The organism is Pararhizobium sp. DWP3-4 (genome assembly GCF_049898205.1).
In the GTDB taxonomy this organism is placed as follows: Bacteria; Pseudomonadota; Alphaproteobacteria; order Rhizobiales; family Rhizobiaceae; genus Pararhizobium.
In genome coordinates, this window is record NZ_JAFCXF010000003.1 from 447,861 (window position 1) to 467,675 (window position 19,815).

Annotated in this window: 15 protein-coding genes; 12 read left to right on the forward strand and 3 right to left on the reverse strand. The window is 59.9% G+C overall.

Annotated features, from left to right (window positions below):
• Positions 1-20 precede the first annotated feature (20 nt).
• Entirely contained in the window at positions 21-707 is a 687-nt protein-coding gene (locus ACP7E6_RS11505; RefSeq protein ID WP_426229948.1) for a N5-glutamine methyltransferase family protein, read from the reverse strand.
• A 348-nt stretch (positions 708-1,055) separates the two neighbouring features.
• Between ACP7E6_RS11505 and ACP7E6_RS11510 the strand changes: the two genes are divergently transcribed.
• From ACP7E6_RS11510 to ACP7E6_RS11550, 9 genes are all read left to right on the forward strand, one after another.
• A complete protein-coding gene (locus ACP7E6_RS11510) occupies positions 1,056-2,309 on the forward strand; it encodes a lipopolysaccharide biosynthesis protein (RefSeq protein WP_426229949.1) in 1,254 nt (417 codons plus the stop codon).
• An 81-nt stretch (positions 2,310-2,390) separates the two neighbouring features.
• Complete coding sequence (locus tag ACP7E6_RS11515) at positions 2,391-3,563, forward strand: GNAT family N-acetyltransferase (RefSeq protein ID WP_426229900.1); 1,173 nt, start codon at positions 2,391-2,393, stop codon at positions 3,561-3,563.
• A 135-nt stretch (positions 3,564-3,698) separates the two neighbouring features.
• A complete protein-coding gene (locus tag ACP7E6_RS11520) occupies positions 3,699-5,321 on the forward strand; it encodes a GumC family protein (RefSeq protein ID WP_426229901.1) in 1,623 nt (540 codons plus the stop codon).
• Positions 5,322-5,370: 49 nt separating this feature from the next.
• A complete protein-coding gene (locus ACP7E6_RS11525; protein ID WP_426229950.1) occupies positions 5,371-6,669 on the forward strand; it encodes an O-antigen ligase family protein in 1,299 nt (432 codons plus the stop codon).
• Positions 6,662-7,438 carry a polysaccharide deacetylase family protein gene (locus tag ACP7E6_RS11530; protein ID WP_426229902.1) on the forward strand — a complete coding sequence of 259 codons (777 nt, stop codon included), beginning with the start codon at positions 6,662-6,664 and terminating at the stop codon, positions 7,436-7,438. Before ACP7E6_RS11525 ends, ACP7E6_RS11530 begins: the two co-directional genes overlap by 8 nt.
• Positions 7,439-7,440: 2 nt before the next feature.
• The gene (locus ACP7E6_RS11535; protein ID WP_426229951.1) at positions 7,441-8,721 is read left to right on the forward strand and encodes a glycosyltransferase family 4 protein; all 1,281 of its coding nucleotides are present in this window, start codon (positions 7,441-7,443) and stop codon (positions 8,719-8,721) included.
• A 369-nt stretch (positions 8,722-9,090) separates the two neighbouring features.
• A complete protein-coding gene (locus tag ACP7E6_RS11540) occupies positions 9,091-10,194 on the forward strand; it encodes a glycosyltransferase family 4 protein (protein WP_426229952.1) in 1,104 nt (367 codons plus the stop codon).
• 115 nt (positions 10,195-10,309) lie between these two features.
• Positions 10,310-11,308 carry a glycosyltransferase family 2 protein gene (locus tag ACP7E6_RS11545; RefSeq protein ID WP_426229903.1) on the forward strand — a complete coding sequence of 333 codons (999 nt, stop codon included), beginning with the start codon at positions 10,310-10,312 and terminating at the stop codon, positions 11,306-11,308.
• On the forward strand, positions 11,305-13,467 hold the full coding sequence (locus ACP7E6_RS11550) for a glycoside hydrolase (RefSeq protein WP_426229904.1): 2,163 nt from the start codon (positions 11,305-11,307) through the stop codon (positions 13,465-13,467). The genes ACP7E6_RS11545 and ACP7E6_RS11550 overlap by 4 nt, the downstream gene beginning before the upstream one ends.
• A gap of 12 nt (positions 13,468-13,479) precedes the next feature.
• Here ACP7E6_RS11550 and ACP7E6_RS11555 read toward each other — a convergent pair whose 3' ends face one another.
• Positions 13,480-15,102 carry an ABC-F family ATP-binding cassette domain-containing protein gene (locus ACP7E6_RS11555; RefSeq protein WP_426229905.1) on the reverse strand — a complete coding sequence of 541 codons (1,623 nt, stop codon included), beginning with the start codon at positions 15,100-15,102 and terminating at the stop codon, positions 13,480-13,482.
• Between the two features lie 177 nt (positions 15,103-15,279).
• Here ACP7E6_RS11555 and pepT point away from each other — a divergent pair, with 177 nt between their 5' ends.
• Entirely contained in the window at positions 15,280-16,512 is a 1,233-nt protein-coding gene (pepT, locus tag ACP7E6_RS11560; RefSeq protein ID WP_426229906.1) for a peptidase T, read from the forward strand.
• Positions 16,513-16,949: 437 nt separating this feature from the next.
• On the opposite strand, the gene ACP7E6_RS11565 is transcribed toward pepT, so the two are convergent.
• Positions 16,950-17,243 (reverse strand): hypothetical protein, encoded by a 294-nt coding sequence (locus ACP7E6_RS11565; protein WP_426127311.1) that lies wholly within the window; start codon positions 17,241-17,243, stop codon positions 16,950-16,952.
• A 276-nt stretch (positions 17,244-17,519) separates the two neighbouring features.
• On the opposite strand from ACP7E6_RS11565, the gene rsgA reads away from it, so the two are divergent.
• Entirely contained in the window at positions 17,520-18,542 is a 1,023-nt protein-coding gene (gene rsgA / locus ACP7E6_RS11570) for a ribosome small subunit-dependent GTPase A (RefSeq protein ID WP_426229907.1), read from the forward strand.
• Positions 18,543-18,703: 161 nt separating this feature from the next.
• The gene (locus ACP7E6_RS11575; protein WP_426229908.1) at positions 18,704-19,750 is read left to right on the forward strand and encodes a LacI family DNA-binding transcriptional regulator; all 1,047 of its coding nucleotides are present in this window, start codon (positions 18,704-18,706) and stop codon (positions 19,748-19,750) included.
• Positions 19,751-19,815 lie beyond the last annotated feature (65 nt).

The window sequence follows — 19,815 nt, forward strand, 5'->3', positions numbered from 1 at the left end:
GCAGGCTTGGTGCAGACGGGTTAGGCTTCGGACCGTTTCTGAACATAGGCGACGCGTGGAAGCCCAGCCGCATCTTCCGCAAAGGCCGCAGGCTCATACCCCCGTGCTCGGGCGAGAAGGGCCGCAGCTTGCCGGTGCTGCCCCTCACCGAACTCGAACGCAAGCCACCCACCCGGTTTCAGGAATGCGAGCGCATCTCGAACGAGACGCTGGTGGATTGAAATACCATAGGGGCCACCATCAAAAGCCTCGCGCGGCTCGCTGTCGAGCAGATGGGCGCTGTCGCCTTCCAGGCGTTGGCTGGAGATATAGGGAGGATTGCAGACGATCAGATCGATCTTGCCCTCGAGATCCTTGTCCGAAAGTCCACCGAACAGGTCGCCCTGGATCACGCTCACACGATCGGAAAATCCGCAACGCATGGCGTTTCGCGTTGCAAGGCTCACAGTCTCGTCCGTCAGATCGCATGCCCAGAGCCGGGCTTCCGGGATGTGCGTGGCGATGGCCAGCGCCAGATTGCCGGAGCCGCAGCACATGTCGATGACCAGCGGATTTTCGACCCGTCCTTCGATCAACCCGAGCGACGTGCGGCCCAAAAGCTCGGTTTCTTCTCTTGGGACGAGCACGTCGGGAGCCAGTTCAAGATCGACCCCCATGAAACGGTGCAGCGGCGTTCCGATCCGGTTCTCAAAACGTGCTTTGTCCATCACCAGCGCAACCCCAACCTGCAATCGCCAAAACCTACTGCAAGCAATAGCGTAGCGAAGTAAACATAAACTGAAATCAATACGGCAATGGCAAGCGTTAACCTCAATATGAATTCTCTGATGCCGCAAAGACCGGATCGCGGTGAAATTAACGACCTTTGCAGCGATTGAACGTATTGTGGGACAACCAGAAATCAAATGAAACAGACACACCTGCAACTTTGAGGTTTCGCCGGTTTCGCCGTGGTTGTTACCGCAACTAACCGGAACCGCATTGCCTGCAAGAGGAGAGAACCAACGGTGACAGCGGACGCTTTTCATGCGCCCAAGCAGCGAACGCTGCTGTCGATGGTCATGTCCTACATGGCCTCCGGCGGCAGCCTCATCTTGAGTTCTGCTGCCCAACTGCTCACCTTCGCTATTCTGGCCCGATCACTCGGTGTCAACGAGTTCAGCGTCTTCGTCGCCGTTACCGCAGTTTGCAATATTGCCGTTCATCTCTGCGGCCTTGGCGGCATGGAGTGCCTGGTCAGGCGCGTCGCACGCGATCCCTCGATGTATCCGGTCATGCTCGGCCATAACATCATCCTGACGGCCATCAGCGGCGTGGCCCTGGTATTGCTCGGCGTGGCCATATTACCGTTTTTCTTCGCGCTCTCACCCGATCCATCGCTCAATCTCCTCGATATGACGCTGATGCTGATCACCAACATCATTTTCTTGCGCATTATTGTCCTGACCGAGCAGATCTTCATAGGCCATTCCAATTTCGCCTCTGCCAATATGACCGTGGTCGGCTTCGCCATGGCGCGCACCGTTGCCGCAGCGCTTGCCTGCCTGGCATTTGGCGTCTCGACGGTTGCGGAATGGGCTATTTGGCAGTTTGCCTGCCATGTCGTGGTCGCGGCCTTCTGCATCCGGGCATTGGCAAAACTGGGGCGCCCAAAATACGAGATCGTCAGGGAGGAACTGCCGCTCGGCATGTATTTCAGCATCCCCTTCATCCTACGCGCCATCCGCCAGAATGCCGACCTCCTGACGCTCAGCCTCGTGACGACAGCCGAGATCGTTGCGAGTTACAGCGTCGCCCGACGAATTTTGGAGAGCAGCTATCTTTCCGTCGAGGCCTTGAACCGGCTGATGTATCCGGGCTCGGCGCGGGCTGCCGCCATGGGCCTTCATAAGGCGATGGACCGCATCCGCAGGGTGCTCTTTGCCGCAACCGGCATCAGTCTGGTAGCGGCTACGACCGTGTTCCTGCTGGCACCCTTGCTACCCTTCCTGTTCGGCCACGAATATCTGACGCTCGTGTCCTTCGTGCGCAGTCTTTGCTGGGTCGTCGTGCCGCTCGGCATGTGGTCGATCGCCGTGGAAGCTCTGGGTGCTGCCGGCTATCACGCCGCGCGCGCCGGCGTCATGGGTCTTGGCAGTATTCTCGGCGCGGCCTTGGCTGCCTGGGCAACCTGGTACGCCCCGCCGATGGGAACAGTCGTTTCATTCTACGTCATCGAGATCGCAATGGTGGCGGTCGCCTGGGTGGTCTTCTTCCGGTACGCGAAGCAGGACGAAGCAAAAGGTGTTGCTGCAGCAGCGCTTACATGAATGCGCTTTAAGTCGCTTAGAGAGTATTGACCGGCATCCCATACATAATTGTCCTACAGAGCCGGATATGAAGAGTGTGATATGGCCCCCGCTGCGGAAAACGCACTGGAACACCCCCCCGAACTCTCCGGCACACCTGCCGGGGAAGGAAAAACCAAGGCCCATACAGGCACAGTTCGCGCCATGGAGCGATCGGACCTGCCCATTGTCGCCGATCTTTTCACCCGGACCTTCCGCAAGAACAACCAAAAGACCGACAGCCAACTGGCCGGCTATCTCGAAACGGTTTTCTTCGGCAGCCCTCTTTATACGCCGGACGTCGGCAGTCTCGTTCATCTCAGCGAAACATCGGCGATCGACAGCGCCATTCTGGCCATGCCGATAGAATACAGCGTTCATGGCCGGCCGGTGACCGCCCGGGTTCTCTGCGCGTTCATGGCCGAGGGAAAGTCCGGCGCGGCTGGAGCGGCCCGTCTTGCCCGCATGCTGCGTGCCGCACGCCAGGACTTCTGCTTTTCCGACAACGCATCACCGGTCAGCGCCGACCATTGGGTTGCGGGCGGTGGCCTTGTCCTGCCTGTTCAAAGTCTGGAATGGCATCGCACGTTCCGCCCGGCGGCAGCAGCGCTCCACATGTCGCGCCGCAAGGTCAAGCTGCTCGGCAAGCTGCCGCTGAAGGGACTTGCACGTGCCGTGGACCGCTTCGTTCGCCGCTCAAGAACCTCCTTCGCTGCGGCTCCGCATGATGGCATCAGGAGCGCACCGGTCTCGCCGCAGCAGTTCATGGAACAGGCTCGGTTGATGATGGGGCGTTTCTCGGTCCATCCGGTCTTTTCCAAGGAGGAATTCGATTGGCTGATCGCTGCTGCGAAACTGAACACCTCGCTTGGTGAACTTCAATGCTGCAGCATCACGAATGCTCAAGGCGAAATCATCGGCTGCTACCTGTATTTTGGTGCGGATGGCCGCAACGCCGTGGTTATGAACGTGTTCTGCCACGAGCGCCAGGAAGCGGCCGTCGTCTCCCAGCTTTTCACCGATCTCGACAACCTGGGATATGCAAGTGCGCAAGGAATGGCACAGCCATTCCTGATACAGGCGGTGCTGCGGCAACGTCATCTGATCCACAAGCATACCGGCTATTTTTGCCTGGTGACACGCCATGCCGACCTGAAGGAGGCAGCCATTGGCGACGGGTTCTACGCCGGCGGTCTTGCCTCGGAAAGCTGGAGCCGGCTGCTTCACGATTTCTAGACCGACTACCCCGTATGCGAGTGCTGCTACCCGGCATTTTAACGCCCGGTTTACCATAAGCGGCTATTCATGATGTTCACCAAGAGCACGGCGATAGTCTGTACGGGCTTGAAGCATGCTGCGGAGACAGAACGGATGTATACGCCGAAGGAGCCGGATCTGCGGCAAGCGATGAAGCGCCCGGAAACGGTTGCGCGCCCGCGTCCCGGCTCTTTGCTTGACTTGGTCTCCGACGACGAAGACGATTTCCGCCCCGCTCATCAGGCCTTCACGGCCACCGAGACGGCCCGCGCAACGTTTTCGCCGAACCGGCAGCAGGCGGCAATCGCCGAGCAAATCAATACGCCGTCAATGCCCGTCAAAGGGCAGATCATGGGCTATGTTGCAGCCCTTCGCGCCATCGGTCCCGATGACGTTTTCCTGTGGCTGAAGGATGGCCTGCTCTGGATTGTCGGCGCAACGGTGCTGTGCATCGCTGCCGCCCTGATCTACGCGATGGTCGCCCAGCCGCGTTACACTGTCTACACCGACCTCGTCATCGATCCGTCCAATCTTCAGGTGGTCAACGACGACGTGTTCGGCTCAAGCCCGCTGCGCGATTCGCAACTGCTCGAAGTCGAAAGCAAGCTGCGAATCCTCACGTCACGCAATGTCCTGACCCGCGTTATTGACAGCATGAACCTGACGCAGGACCCGGAGTTCGTAAAGCCGGGCATGTTCGATGGCATCAAGCAGCTCATTTCGAGCGCCTCGAAGGACGAGACCCAGCAGGCAAAGATGCAAGGCGCCACCCGCGCTTTGGCCGAGCGGGTCGAAGCGCGGCGCGAAGAGCGTTCGTTCGTCGTCTCTCTTGGCGTCTATACCGATAGTCCCGCAAAATCGGTGACCTTGTCCGACGCGATCGTCGATGCATTCGAAACGGAAATCTTCGAGTCCGCCGCGCAAAGTGCAGGCAGGGTGGCAACGACGCTCAACGATCGTCTCGACGAGCTTCGCCGCAGCGTCACCAACGCCGAAGCAAAGGTGGAGGAGTTCAAGCGCCGGAAGGGGCTGCAATCATCCAAAGGCGAGCTGGTCAGCACACAGCTGGTTGCCGAGTTGAACACGCAGGTGCTGACAGCACAACAACGCTATATCGAGCTGGAGACACGATACAAGCAGATGCAGGAAGCGATTTCCACCGGCCGGACCGGCACAGCGTCTGTTTTCGCGTCGCCCGCAATGACGGCGTTGCGGCAGGATTACGACCAGGCTCTGTTGCAGCTCAATTCCCTGAAGCTGACCTATGGCACCCGCCACCCGCGGATCACCGCCGCCCTTTCCGATCTATCGACATTGAAGACATCGATCAACAATGAAGCCCGGCGGATCGCCGATGCGGCATTCGGAGACATGAACCAGGCAAAATCGGCGCTCTCTGCCCTGCAAGGCAAGGCCAACGAACAGCAGACGACCGTCTACATGGACAACGACTCGCAGGTCGAGCTGCGCGATCTGGAACGCGACGCGCGCGCCAAGGCAGCCCTCTATGAAACGCACCTGACCCGTGCCCAACAGATTACCGAACAGCAGCAGATCAACACGTCCAATATCCGGGTCATTTCCCGTGCAATGCCGCCGCAATCGCGCAGCTGGCCACCGCGCACCCTGATACTGCTTGCCGTCGGCGCGTTCGCCGGGATCGCAATCGGCATCGGACTTGCCCTGTTGTTCGGCATTCTGCGGGCTTTGCGCCAATACCGGCCGCGCACGGGCTGACATGAAGATCACGTCGCCGGACAATCATGCGCTGCCGGAAGCCGCCGGTATGGGGACCGCCGGTATCAGCGCTGGTCCGGCCTTGTTCATGGCGATCTTCCTGTTCTTCTGGATTTCCATGACGCCGTTCGTCGATCTTACCGGCGAAGGCATTCTCGACCCGTCCGCCGGCAATTCCAACCGTCTGAATCAGATCGTATCGCTCAGCCTGTTTGCCGGCACGCTGTGCTACGGCCTGCTCCACCCGTTGCGCGCGACGATCCTGCAGCCCCGCGCCCTGCTTTTGCCGATGTTCGGCTGGTTCCTGTTCGTTTCGCTGATGTCCAACCATCCGATGCTCGGCATCAAGGCGGTCATCCTCACCGTCATGGCGACCATCAATGCCAGTATCTACCTGTTGATGCCGGCCTCTGAGAAACAATTCGCCAAGCTGCTGGCGATCGGCACGCTGATCACGTTGGCAACCGCCTATTACGGCATCATCTTCAAACCGGAGCTCTCGATCCACCAGCTGTCGGAATTGCGTGAACCGATGAATGCCGGCATGTGGCGCGGTCATTTTCCGCACAAGAACAGCGCCGCCGCCGCCATGGTGATCGCCGCCTTCTTCGGCCTTTTCGTCATGAATGCCTGGTCGCGGGTGGCGGGGATCGCCATCGTTGTGCTTTCCGTCCTCTTTCTCGTTCACACGGGGGGGAAGACCTCCAGCGCCATGCTGCCCGGCATCCTGATCCTTGCCTTTGTATTCGAGCGTGTACGGTTTCTGCGCATTCCCATCGCCGTCGGCGGCGTCGCGCTGTTCAATCTGTTCGCCGTCGGCTCGGCGGTGTTCCGGCCGCTCGGCGAGTTCATCACCTCGCTCGGCATCGACGCGACGTTCACCAACCGGGCCGACATCTGGCGTTTCGCCTTCACGGCGCTGGCAGAAAATCCGATCACCGGCTATGGCATCAAGGCATTCTGGCAGACGCAGGAACTGGTCTATAGCGGGGGCACCGTCGAAACCTGGGCGGTCACTGCGGCCAACGGGCATAATTCCTACCTCGACATCGCGCTGATGACAGGCATCCCCGGTCTCTTCATGACCCTGCTCTGGGTTCTCTTCCTGCCGTTGCGCGACATTTCGCGCTTACCTGCGGCAATCGAACATTCCGATCTGACGCGGCTTTTCATCCGCGTCTGGCTTTACGTCATTTTCAATGCCGGTCTCGAAAGCCTGTTCTTCGAGGGCGGCAATCTGCTCTGGTTCACCTTCCTTTATTGCCTGTATGGCCTGCGTTTCCAGTCGTCGGCGGTACTCACCGGGCAACACTTGGCTCCTGCGGAAAGGCTGGCGGCCCATGTCTGACATTTTCAACACGATCGCCAATATCGCCGACCGGCTGAACAACCGGCTGATCTGGCAATTTGCAAGGACACGACGGCCAATCGCGACAGAGCGCCCGATCATTTCCTTCACCTTCGACGACGTTCCCGATACGGCCTTGACCAACGGCGCGGCCATTCTGGAACGGTATGGCGCGCGCGGCACGTTCTACATCGCCGGCGGACTGGAAGGGCGGATAGAACCGGATCGCCGGTTGATTTCGGCTGACGGCTGCCGTGAATTGTTTGCACGCGGCCACGAGATCGGCTGCCATACGTTTTCCCACCGCAAGGTCGGCACCCTGAGCAGCAGGACATTTGCCGGGGATCTCGACCGCAATGAAGCGTTCGTGACCGATGCCGGAATTTCTCGCCGGCCGAATAATTTCGCCTTCCCGTACAATGCCGCCACCCCACGGCTTCGGCACGTTCTGAAACAACGCTACATGACATGCCGGGCGGCCGGCGAAGCCATCAACCGGGATACGGTCGATCCCTTCATGCTGAAAGCCGTCGAAATCCGCCAGCCCGAGGACCATGCTTTGGGTCTGACGCGGTGGATCGACGATGTCGCAGCCAGTCCGGGCTGGCTGATCTTCTTCACCCACGATATCGCCGCCACCCCGACACCCTACGGCTGCCGGCCGGAAACACTGGAGCGGCTGGTTTCGCACGCCCGCGAACGCCAATGCGATATTCTCCCCGTTTGCGAGGCGCTGGATCGCTTCGGCTGGAAGGAGGCCCACCCTTGACCATCGTCAACCAGGCAATCGGCAAGACGACATTGCTGAAGATCAACAACTACTTCTACCGCAGGGGTGGTGCCGAAGCCGTGTTTCTCGATCACATCGCCATGTTCGAAAAGGCGGGATGGGACGTCGTTCCCTTCGCCATGCAACATGAGTTGAACCCGCCCAGCCCATGGTCCGACTATTTCGTTTCGGAGATCGAGTACGGCCATGAAACCGGCACGCTGAACAAGATCAAGCAGGTCGCGAAAATCATCTATTCCTTCGAGGCGCAGCGCAATATCGAGCGGTTGATCGAGCGCGTCAATCCGGCGATCGCCCACGCGCACAACGTCTACCATCACCTGTCGCCGGCGATCTTTTCGACGTTGAAATCGGCGGGAATCCCCACGGTAATGACCGTTCACGACCTCAAGCTCGCCTGTCCCTCCTACAAGATGCTGCGGGATGCCAAGGTCTGCGAGGACTGCAAGGGTGGCCGCATCCATAATGTGCTGGTGCACCGCTGCATCAAGGGATCGACGGTGCTCAGCACCGTCGTTCTGGCCGAGACCGCACTGCATCGCAGCCTTGGCCTGTACCGCAACAATCTCGACCGCCTCGTCGTCCCCAGCCGGTTCTACATCGACAAGCTTGTCGAGTGGGGCTGGCCACGCGAGAAGATGGTCTACATTCCGAATTTCGTCGATATCGACGCCTTCGATATCGATTGGACCGAGGGCGACTATTTCGCTTTCGCGGGGCGGCTTGCACCTGAAAAAGGGATCGACACCCTGATCCGCGCCGTAGCCCTATCGAAGCAGAAGCTGGTGATCGCGGGAACGGGGCCGGAGGAAGCTGCGCTGAAAGCGCTGGCACAGGCGCTCGAAGCAGATGTGGTGTTTGCCGGTTATCTATCCGGGCCGGCGCTCCATCGGCTGATCGGCGAGGCGAAGGCTCTGGTGCTGCCATCAGAGTGGTACGAGAATGCGCCGATCAGCGTGCTCGAAGCCTATGCACTGGAAACTCCGGTCATTGGCGCCAACATCGGCGGAATTCCCGAAATGATCCTTGAAGGCGAAACCGGCCTGATGGCCATGCCGGGAAATACACAGGATCTGGCGGCAGCACTCGCTGCGATGGATTCACGCTCACCCGAAGAGCGGCGCGAAATGGGCCGGAAGGCACGGCAATGGATCGCCGTCGACTTCTCCTCTTCCGCCTATCTGCGGCGCACAACGGAACTTTACAGCAGCCTCGGCGCGTCCCTGCCGATACGCGCAGGCTCGATCACACAATCAAATTGATACACGTTTTGTGCCTGCAACTCATAATTTCAGCCAGTCTCTACAATTTTAACGGTTATATTTCCTCGATTTCAGCCGTTCGCCGCTAACCATATCCCAAGGAACCAGGGATGTGGAACTATGAGCAACGAGCCGCGCGTTTCCAGGACGGCAACCTCTCGACCTGAACAAACGGAAGCCGAAAACAGTCTGCGCCATATCACCGAAGGTGAGCGACACGCTGCTGGAGATGCACCTGTGGAGATGCCGTCGACAATCGCGAGCGCTGCGCAGCGCATCACGGTTGTGCCTGTTCCTCCCCTGAGCGAAACCTCTCTTTTTGAATCCACTGAACCATATAAGAAAGCCGCTGCGCGCCCCAGGGTCATGATGCTGGGCAGCCGCGGTATCCCCAATGTCCAGGGTGGTGTCGAAAAGCATATCGAGATGATCGGGACCGAACTCGTCCAGATGGGTTGGGACGTCGATGTTATCGGCCGGCGTCAATATCTGCCCAACGCTTTGGAAAGTGTCTGGAACGGGATTCGGGTCATTCCCCTATGGGCGCCGAAGAGGATGGTGCTGGAGGCCATCGGGCATAGCATCGCGGGCGTTTTCCTGGCGGCGCGTCAAAGGCCCGATGTTCTGCATATCCACGCCGTTGGCCCGGCTCTGGTTGCGCCGCTGGCCCGTCTTTTCGGCCTCAAGGTCATCATCACCCATCACGGCTACGATTACGAGCGCCAGAAATGGGGCTGGTTTGCCAAGCGCATGCTCAAGACGGGTGAAGCATTCGGGATGTATGCCTCCAACGGGCGCATTGCGATCTCGCAGGAGATCGTTCGCGCCATGCGGGAAGAGTATGGTGTAGCCGTCGATTTCGTCCCGAACGGCGTATCGGTGCAACCGAAAACCACCTCCACTGAAACCCTCAAGAGTTTCGGCCTGACGCCGAGCCGATACATCGTCATGATGGCCCGCCTTGTTCCAGAAAAGCGCCAGCACGATCTGATCCTCGCCTTTGCCAAAGCCAACCGGCCCGAAAAACTGGTGATCGTCGGCGGTGCAGATCACGAGAGCGAGTATTCAGCCCATGTGAAGGCTCTGGCAGCCAAAACGCCTTCGGTGGTCATGACGGGCTTTCAGACCGGGGCCGCTCTTGCCGAACTCTACAGCAACGCCGCGCTGTTCGTGCTTCCGTCAAGCCACGAAGGCATGCCGATCGCGCTTTTGGAAGCCCTCAGTTACGGATTGCCGGTTCTTGCCAGCGATATCGTTGCTAACAGAGAACTCAAGCTCGCCCCCAACGACTACTTTCCCATGGGCGATGTCGATGCGCTTGCTGCAGCTCTTACGCGCAAATTGTCCAGTCCATTTGACGAAGACGGGACGGACCAGCTGACAAGCCAGATCCAGACGGACTACAGCTGGAAAAGGATCACCGAGCGAACGGCGCACGTGTATCGATCCGTCCTTCGCAAGCGGGCTCCCTGACGGCAGCGGTCCATCTGGCATCAACCAAATTTCAAATCATCGGCGATACCATCAGCTATTCACGGTCCTGTCCGACAACGCGCCGGGGGTGCTTCATGCAAACGGGGATGTCATTGTGGGCGTATCCATCATCATCAAAACCTTGAATGAAGAAAAGCGCATCGCCGCAACCATCGAAAGCGCGCTTGCAGCGCTGCCCGGAGGTGTCGGGGAGGTGATCATCGCCGACAGCGGCTCTAAGGATCGTACCGTTGAGATCGCCTCCGGCTACCCGGTCACCGTCGTGCAGATCGCACCGCCGGCGCAAGCCAGTTGCGGCATAGGTCCGCAACTCGGCTTCCAGTATTCCACCTTCGATCATGTCTGCCTGCTCGACGGCGACATGATCCTCGATCCGGATTTCCTGCCCGACGCGCTGCGCTTCCTTGCCGGCAATCCGGATGTTGCCGGCGTCACCGGCCATGTGGAAGAAATGCAGACCGCCAATCTCGAATATGCGCGCCGGGTGCAGCGCAACGCGCCGGAGAACCGTGTCGGGGACATTGACCGGATGAATGGCGGCGGGCTTTACCGCCGCAGCGCCATCGAGAAGGCCGGTTATATTTCCGATCGCAATCTGCACGGCTACGAGGAGTTCGATCTCGGCGTTCGGTTGCGCAGCCTGGGTTGGCGGCTTCATCGCCTCGACCGCCGCTTCGTCAGCCATTTCGGGCATACGTCGAACTCCTACCGGCTTCTGGTCCGGCGCTGGAACAGCAAGTATCTCTATGGCACCGGCGAACTGCTGCGCGCGTCGATCGGCAAGCCCTATTTCGGCCGATTGATCACCGAATTGCCGGAACTGAAACTCTGGGCAGCTGTCTATTGCTGGTGGGCTCTGTCGATCGTCATCCTGTTCGCGGCCCCGGGCTTGCTGTCAGGTCTGGCAATGGTGATCGCGCTGGCAGCCGCGATCGTTCTGCTGCTCAGCGTCAAGAAGGGCGGCTTTGCCATGGGCCTCTACACGGTCGTCGCCTGGTGCTTTCACGCCGCCGCCGTGCCGGCCGGGTTTGTCCGCCGCCGCCTGCCGCCGCAGTCCTGGATCGAAAGCCGGACGATCGGAGCCGCCCAATGAAGCTTTGGGGCCGTTGGGCAGTCGCTGCCCTGCTGGCAGCTCCATTGCCGGTCCTCGCGTCCGACGAATGGCTACCAGTGCGCGAAACCTCGATGGTGCTCGGCAACCAAAGTCCTCTCGACTTCTCGTCCATCCTGCCCAACCCGCCCATAGAAGACGGCAGCCGGCTTCTAACCGGAAAACAGGGCAATCTTGTCCGCGCCAAAGCGCCGGATAAACCCGTAAAACTGCTCTGCGCGTCGCTTGCCTGGAGCCCCGCCTCCGGTGGTTTTCCGAACCATGCCGATGCCGATCTCTATGCTGCACAGCTTGCCAAACACGGATACAACATCGCCCGGCTGCATTTTGTCGATGCCAGCCTGATGTTTGGCCGCAACCGTGATTTCGATTTCGATCCCGAAACTCTTGACCGCGTCCACTACCTGCTGGCCGCCCTGAAGCGTAACGGCATCTACTGGATCATGGACGGCTTGTCCTCCTGGCGCGGCGCTTATGGCGGCTATGACGACCGCTGGGAGCCGTCGAGCGACCTCAAGCTTGCGCTGTATTTCGACGGCAAGGCCTTTGACCACTGGCTGGAATTCCAGCGCCGCTTCCTGACGCTGGTCAACCCGTATACCGGCACCGCACCGATCGACGACAGCGCGCTGGCGCTGGTCATCCTCGTCAACGAGAACAATATCGAGTTCGATAGCATCGTGCGGGAGCGGGAGGGCAAACCCCATTACGATGACCGATTGAAACTCCCCTTCAATGCCTGGCTGAAACAGCGCTATGGCTCGTCTGATGCGCTTTCAAAAGCGTGGCCTGACCTGAAATCAGACGAACGGCTGGAAGACGCCTCGATCGCGTTACCCAAATCCCGTTACGAGGATTCGCCGCGTCTCAAGGACCTGCAGGCCTTTTTCGTATCCGTTGAAACGAGCACCACCGCCCGGATGACGGACGCCCTGCGCGGCCTTGGTTACCGGGGAGAGATCAGCAATTTCAACAACTGGCCAACACTCCAGACGACACTGAGCCGCGAAGCTCTGCCCGTCATCACGATGAATACCTATCAGGATTGGGTCGGCAGCTATTCGCCCGGCGCGACCATGACGCAGAAAAGCTCGCTCGATGACGGCGCCGGCTACATGCGCCTGATCGCCGCCGCCCGCTGGCTCGGCAAGCCTTTCGTCGTCAGCGAATATGATCATCTCTTCTGGAACCGCTATCGCTACGAGGCCGGACTTGTCATGCCTGCCTATGCCGCTCAACAGGGCTGGGACGTGCTCTGCCGCCACGCGCACGGCCCGATCATCCTGAAGTACGGCGAGCCCTATCCCCACAAGAAGGGCATGCTTCCCTATGCCATCGCACTTGATCCGGTGGCGCGCGCCGGCGAGACGCTGGCAGCCCTTCTGTTCCGGCGCGGCGATGTCGCAACGTCGAAATTGACGATCCCGTTTCTTGTGCGGGGTGAGCAGGATCTCACCGACGACATGCAGGCACGCGAACCCGAACAGCTCACCGAGCTTGGCCTTGTCGGTGCGATCGGCATGACGAAGGCGGCAACGGGCAGCTTGAGCGTCGGTCAGCCGCGATCGTCCGTCGATCCCCAGACCATCCTCGATGCCGCCAAGGCCGCCGGACTTTTGGCGACGGACAACCAGACCGACCTGAAAACCGGGCTTTATGAAAGCGATACCGGCGAACTGCTTCTTGACCGCCTCCGCGGTCAATTGCGGGTGTCCACGCCAAAGACCGAAGCGGTGGCGTTTTCGACGCTGCGGGAGCCCGTTAACCTGGGCAGCGTTCGCGTCGAGGCATCGGACGGCAATGGGATGCTGGCGGTTTCCGTGCTGGACGATGCCGAAAGCATTGTACAAAGCCACAGGCTTCTCGTCATCTACGCTACCGACGCGCACAATACCGGCATGAAGTTCCGCGACGACGAGGACAAAGTGATAGCCGATTTCGGTCAGCTGCCGGTTTTGATCCGCAAGGGTTATGTCGATCTGTCGCTGACGCTTGCCAAAGGCGAATGGCGGCTGACGCCGGTCACGCTGAACGGCATCGCCTCGACGGCCGCCGGCCAAGTGATAACGCCAGCCGGCTTCCGTCTTTCCAACGATGCGGCGTCAGGTCCGACAACGTTCTTTCTTCTTGAGAGAGACTGATCTGGGAGCCAATCAGCTCCGCAGTCCAGGCGCCTCGTGGCCGGTCCGCGCCACATATTCCGTGTAGCCGCCGCCATATTCGTGGATACCGTCCGGGGTCAGCTCCAGAACCCGGTTGGACAATGCGCCGAGGAAATGCCGGTCGTGGGAGACGAACAGCATGGTACCTTCGTACTCGGAAAGCGCCTTGATAAGCATTTCCTTGGTGTCGAGGTCCAGATGGTTGGTCGGCTCGTCGAGCACCAGCAGATTGGGCGGGTCGAACAGCATGATGGCCATGACCAGCCGCGCCTTCTCGCCGCCCGACAGAACGCGGCAGCGCTTTTCAACGTCATCACCGGAAAACCCGAAACAGCCGGCCAGCGCTCGGAGCGGGCCTTGCCCGGCGCGGGGAAACTCGTGCTCCAGCGTTTCGAACACGGTGCGCTCGCCGTCGAGCAGATCCATGGCATGCTGGGCGAAATAACCCATCTTGACGCTCGCACCGAGCGCGACCGTTCCCTGGTCCGGGTCCGTCGATCCCGTCACCAGCTTCAGAAGCGTGGATTTTCCGGCACCGTTGATGCCCATGATGCACCAGCGTTCCTTGCGGCGGACCATGAAGTCCAGCCCTTCGTAGATGCTGCGGCTACCGTAGCTTTTGTGTACATTCTTCAGGTTGATCACATCTTCGCCGGAGCGCGGCGCCGGCAGGAATTCGAACGCGACGACCTGGCGGCGCTTGGGTGGCTCCACCCGCTCGATCTTGTCGAGCTTCTTCACCCGGCTCTGGACCTGGGCGGCGTGCGAGGCCCGCGCCTTGAACCGTTCGATGAACTTGATTTCCTTGGCGAGCATCGCCTGCTGCCGCTCGAACTGGGCAAGCTGGTGCTTTTCGTTCAGCGCCCGCTGCTGCTCGTAGAACTCGTAGTCGCCGGAATACGTGGTCAAACCGCCACCGTCGATCTCGATCAGCTTGGTGACGATGCGGTTCATGAACTCGCGGTCATGCGAGGTCATCAGCAGAGCGCCTTCGTAATTCTTGAGGAACTCCTCCAGCCAGATCAGGCTTTCCAGATCCAGATGGTTGCTCGGTTCGTCGAGCAGCATGACGTCGGGGCGCATCAACAGGATGCGGGCAAGTGCCACGCGCATCTTCCAGCCGCCAGACAGCTTGCCGACATCGCCGTCCATCATTTCCTGCGTAAAACTCAGGCCCGACAGCACTTCGCGGGCGCGGCCATCGAGCGCATAGCCATCCAGTTCCTCATAGCGCGCCTGCACCTCGCCGTAGCGCTCGATGATGGCATCCATCTCGTCCAGCCGGTCGGGATCGACCATGACGGTTTCGAGTTCGTGCAATTCGGCGGCAACGATACTGACCGGACCGGCACCGTCCATCACTTCGGCGACAGCGCTGCGGCCTTCCATCTCGCCGACATCCTGATTGAAATAGCCGATGGTGACGCCCTTCTCGACGGCCACCTGCCCTTCGTCGGGCTGCTCCTCACCGGTGATCATCCTAAAGACGGTCGTCTTGCCGGCACCGTTCGGACCAACAAGGCCGATCTTCTCGCCCTTGTTGAGCGCGGCTGAAGCCTCGATGAAGAGAATGCGATGGCTCAGCTGCTTGCTGATATTTTCGATACGGATCATTTGTGCGGTGCCCAAGAAATGTTGCGGCGCCCTTATGCCACGTGTTTCAGGGAATGTCGCAGGTTTTCGACAGGATCAGACGCAGCTTTTTGAAGGGTGTTTTTCCCGGAAATGCCTTCACGGCGCGGATCGCGAAGGCTACAGAAGAGCACCCACGCAGATGGAATGGAGTGAGCCATGACCGATACCGTTACCGACCGTTTCCTTCGCTATGTCGTGATCGACACCCAGTCGGATGCCAAATCGGCAACGCAGCCCTCCACCGAAAAGCAGAAGAACCTCGGCCGCCTGCTGGTCGAGGAACTGCTGGCGATCGGGCTTTCCGACGCGCATCTTGACGAGCACGGCTACATCTACGCGACCATCCCGTCGAATGTCGACAAGCCGGTTCCGGTGATCTGCTTCTGCTCGCACATGGACACGGCGCCCGATTTCACCGGCACCAACGTCAAGCCGCAGTTGATCCGCAACTATGCCGGTGGTGACATCCAGCTTTCGGGCGATCCGCAGCAGGTCATCCGCGTTGCCGACCATCCGGCCCTGCGCGACCAGATCGGCAATGACATTATCACCACCGACGGCACGACGCTGCTCGGCGCCGACGACAAGGCCGGACTTGCCGAAATCATGACGGCAGCACAATTCCTGATCGCCAATCCCGACATCAAGCACGGGACCATCAAGATCCTCTTCACGGTGGACGAGGAAATCGGCCGTGGCGTCGACAAGGTCGATCTGAATAAGCTCGGCGCCCAATTCGCTTACACGATGGACGGTGAAACGGCCGGCCATATCGAGGATGAGACATTTTCGGCCGATGGCGTCGAGATCACTATCCAGGGCGTTGCCATCCATCCGGGCTTTGCCAAGGGCAGGATGGAAAACGCCATCAAGATCGCCGGCGCCATTATCGACCGCCTGCCGAAACACGTGGCCCCTGAAAGCACGGAAGGCAGAGAGGGCTTCATCCACCCGACCGGCGTTACCGGCGCGATGGACAAGGCGACGATCAGCCTGATCGTCCGTGACTTCAACGACGAGGGCCTTGCCAGCAAGGAAGCGATGATCGAGGCAATCATCAAGGATGTCATGCCGGATTATCCCGGCTCCTCCTACACGTTCGAGGTCAAGCAGCAGTATCGCAACATGAAGGCGATCCTCGATCGTCATCCGGAAATCGTCGACAACGCCATCGAGGCGATCCGGCGGGCGAGCATGGAGCCGGTGCGCGGCAGCATTCGCGGCGGCACCGATGGTTCGCGCCTGTCGTTCATGGGCCTGCCCTGCCCCAACATCTTCGCCGGCGGCCATGCTTTCCATTCGCCGCTCGAATGGGTGAGCCGGCAGGACATGGAAAGGGCGGTCAAGACAATCGTCGAACTGGCAAAGGTCTGGCAAGAGCGCAGCTAATTTTGAAGCAACTGACCTTGGAGGGGCGCAATCAGCCCTTCCATCCCGCCGCCATTTTGGTATGACCCGCCTCTTGTCAAAGGAACGAAGATGGCTGCGCGAGATCGTTACTCACGGAAATTGGAATGTTCCCACTGCGGCAATACGGGCTTTGCCGAGGTTTCGGAGGACGATACGCCCAGCCGCAAGACGCGGGGATTTGAAATCGATGCCCTACCGAGCGGTTTTGAAACCGAATTTGCCTCGAGTAACCCCCGCCGGCATGTGATCCGTTGCCGCTGCGGTCACAAGTTCAAATTCGAGCAGACCACTGCCTATGCGCCGGGGGGAGAACCAAGGGCTTAAGGCATTCGCCGAAGCTGACAAACAACAGGCGGGTGGCCGGCCCTTCAATGCGAATGCATTCGAAGGTATCGCCGGCGCCCTATGAGACCAATTTACTTGTTGGCCATCAGCCACATCTTGCCGGCCATCGTGATCCCGCGCGGATCGACGGCCACGTCGTCATCGAGATGGCTGCGTTCCAGAAAACCAAGCTCTTCGAGTTCGTTCAGCGTCGTCGTCGTCAGGAAACGGATTTTCTGCGGACGCTCCTTGAAGCGGTCGGTCTTGGCATAGGTGACGGTCGCATTTTCGTGCGTCCATTTTTTTGCCGGCTGCGGGAAGAGGTTTCCTTCCTTGGCGAGTTTCAGTCCCCGGATTTGAACCGGCGTCAATTCAAGCGAAATCATATTCTGTCCTTGGTAGAAATGGTGAAAAAGGCATCGACACGCAACCCGGATTGAATGGGAACGCCCGTTTGCGAATGTCGCCAATGCGAAATGAAAAGGGCCAAAATGGCCCGCATGCCCTTCCCTACCGGAAGTTTACGGCATTTCCCAGACAAAACTGCAAAACCGTCATTTGCGAAACGATTGGCACCATCAGGACGCTTCTGTTATCAGCGTCTGAACTTGTTTTTCAGAAAGGTCATCCATGAACGCGACACTGTGTCGGGGAGCGGCAGCGTGACGGAGCATGCGGGCGCGGCCTTCTTGGCGTCGCATGGCTGGTCCGACTTTTTCGCCTCCCAGATCGAGCGGTCGGAAGCGGCCCTCCTTCCGATGCGGATCGCCGAAGTTCATCGCGCCCGGCTGAGTGCGCTGTCTGCCGAGGGCCCGGTCAAACTTGTTCTTGCCCATAAAACCAACACCGCCGATTTTGCCGTCGGCGATTGGATCCTGGCCGATCCGCGCACCCACCTGCTTGTGCGCGGGCTTGAGCGCCGAACCTTGCTGCAGCGGCGAACGGAGGGCAGACATCTCCAGCAGCTTGCCGCAGCCAATGTCGACACGCTGTTCATCGTCACCTCCTGCAATGCCGACTTCAGCCCGGCGCGGCTGGAACGTTATCTGGCCATGGCCAATCAGGCCGGTACCAACCCGGTGATCGTGCTCACCAAGACCGACATGATCGACGACGCCAGCACATTCGAGCAGGAGGCCAGGGCACTGCAGCGCGACCTGGAAGTCGTTGCATTGAACGGTCGCTCCGCAGACGCCGCAGACGCACTTGCCCCTTGGTGCGGCGCCGGACAAACTGTCGCACTGGTCGGATCGTCGGGCGTAGGCAAATCGACGCTGGTCAACACGTTGGCCGGCCTCAGCAACGCGGCGGCGCAGGAGACCGGCGATATCCGCGAGAGCGATGCCAAGGGGCGCCACACCACGACGGCCCGGTCGTTGCACGCCATTGCCGGCGGCGGCTGGGTGATCGACACACCCGGAATGCGCACCCTGCATGTCAGCGACGTATCGGGCGGCATCGAGACATTGTTCTCCGAAATCACCGATCTTGCCCCTTCCTGCAAGTTTCGCGACTGTACGCACGACCACGAACCGGGCTGCGCCGTTCAGGCAGCCATCAAAGCAGGCACCTTGCCTGCGGAGCGGCTGGCCCGTTGGCGTAAATTGCTGGAGGAAAACGTCAGCAATACGCCAGTGCAGACAGGGCCGCGCGGCAACAAGGTCGTCCAGAAGAAGAAATACTGAAGCCGGACGGTAACCGGCCTGTCAGGTGACGCCTCGGTTCGGGACGTTTCGCCTGCCGCAACGCGCTTTCGGCTTGTATCAAACCTGCTAACCGTATCGACAACGCGGAAACATTGCTGTAACAGAGTTGATTAATCGATTAATCATCCCTGTTGGATCAGATGGCCAACCCGCGCACAGGATCGAACCTCAGCCAGATTGCCGCGACACTCGGCGTGTCTGCAGCAACGGTGTCGAATGCGCTGTCCGGCAAGGGACGTGTCTCGGCCGAGTTGGCTGAAAAGATTCGCGCCACTGCGGCCGATCTCGGTTACACGCCGAGCCTGACCGGCCGGGCGCTGCGCACGGGACGCACTGGCGTTCTCGGACTGGTGCTCCCCAATATCGCCAATCCCCTGTTTCCGCAGATCGCCCAGGCGATCGAACATGCGGCGAGCAATGCCGGCTATGGCGTTCTGATCGCCGACTCGCGTGGCGACGTTGCTTTGCAGACGGACGCCATCAACCGGCTGATCGAACGCGATGTCGATGGCATCGTCATCGTTCCACGGCTTGGGACCCGCATTGCCGATATCGGCTGTCCGGTCGCCGTCATCGACAGCCCCTCCACCCCCGGCAATACGGTTTCGGCGGATCACTGGCAGGGCGGCCAGACCGTCATCGAGCATCTGGTTTCGCTTGGACATCGCAAGTTTCTGCTGATTGGCAACAATCCGGCCTCGAACGTCCAGAACGACCGCATCGGCGGCATGAAGTCCCGCATCCCGGCAGGCGGACGTGCTGACGTTTTCTGGATCGAGAAACACGAGCAGATCCGTGGCAAGGGAAGTCTTCTTGGCTTGAAGGAACAGGTGGAGAGAGGATTTACCGCCTTTGCCGCCGTTTCCGACCTGCCTGCGCTACGGGCCCTGACCGAATTGCAGCGTGCCGGTATCGGCGTTCCCGAGCATGTTAGCGTCACCGGTTTCGATGATCTTGTCTGGTCTTCGGTCGTAACCCCGGGCCTGACGACGGTCCGGATGAACATGGCAGAGATTGCCGACATTGCCATCGCCGCATTGGTTCGCGTCATCGAGGCCGACGCCACCTCGGGTTCGGACGTCGCGCGCACCGTGACCGGAACAGTGGCGGCGGAGCGGTCGAGCGTGCCTATGAAACTGGTTGTCCGGCAAACATCGGCGCCACCAGTGAATGCCCACATTGCATGACCGGGACCATCAAAAGTCCCAAAAACACACGCCATAAAACATGAGCCAAGAAAACACCAGAAGGA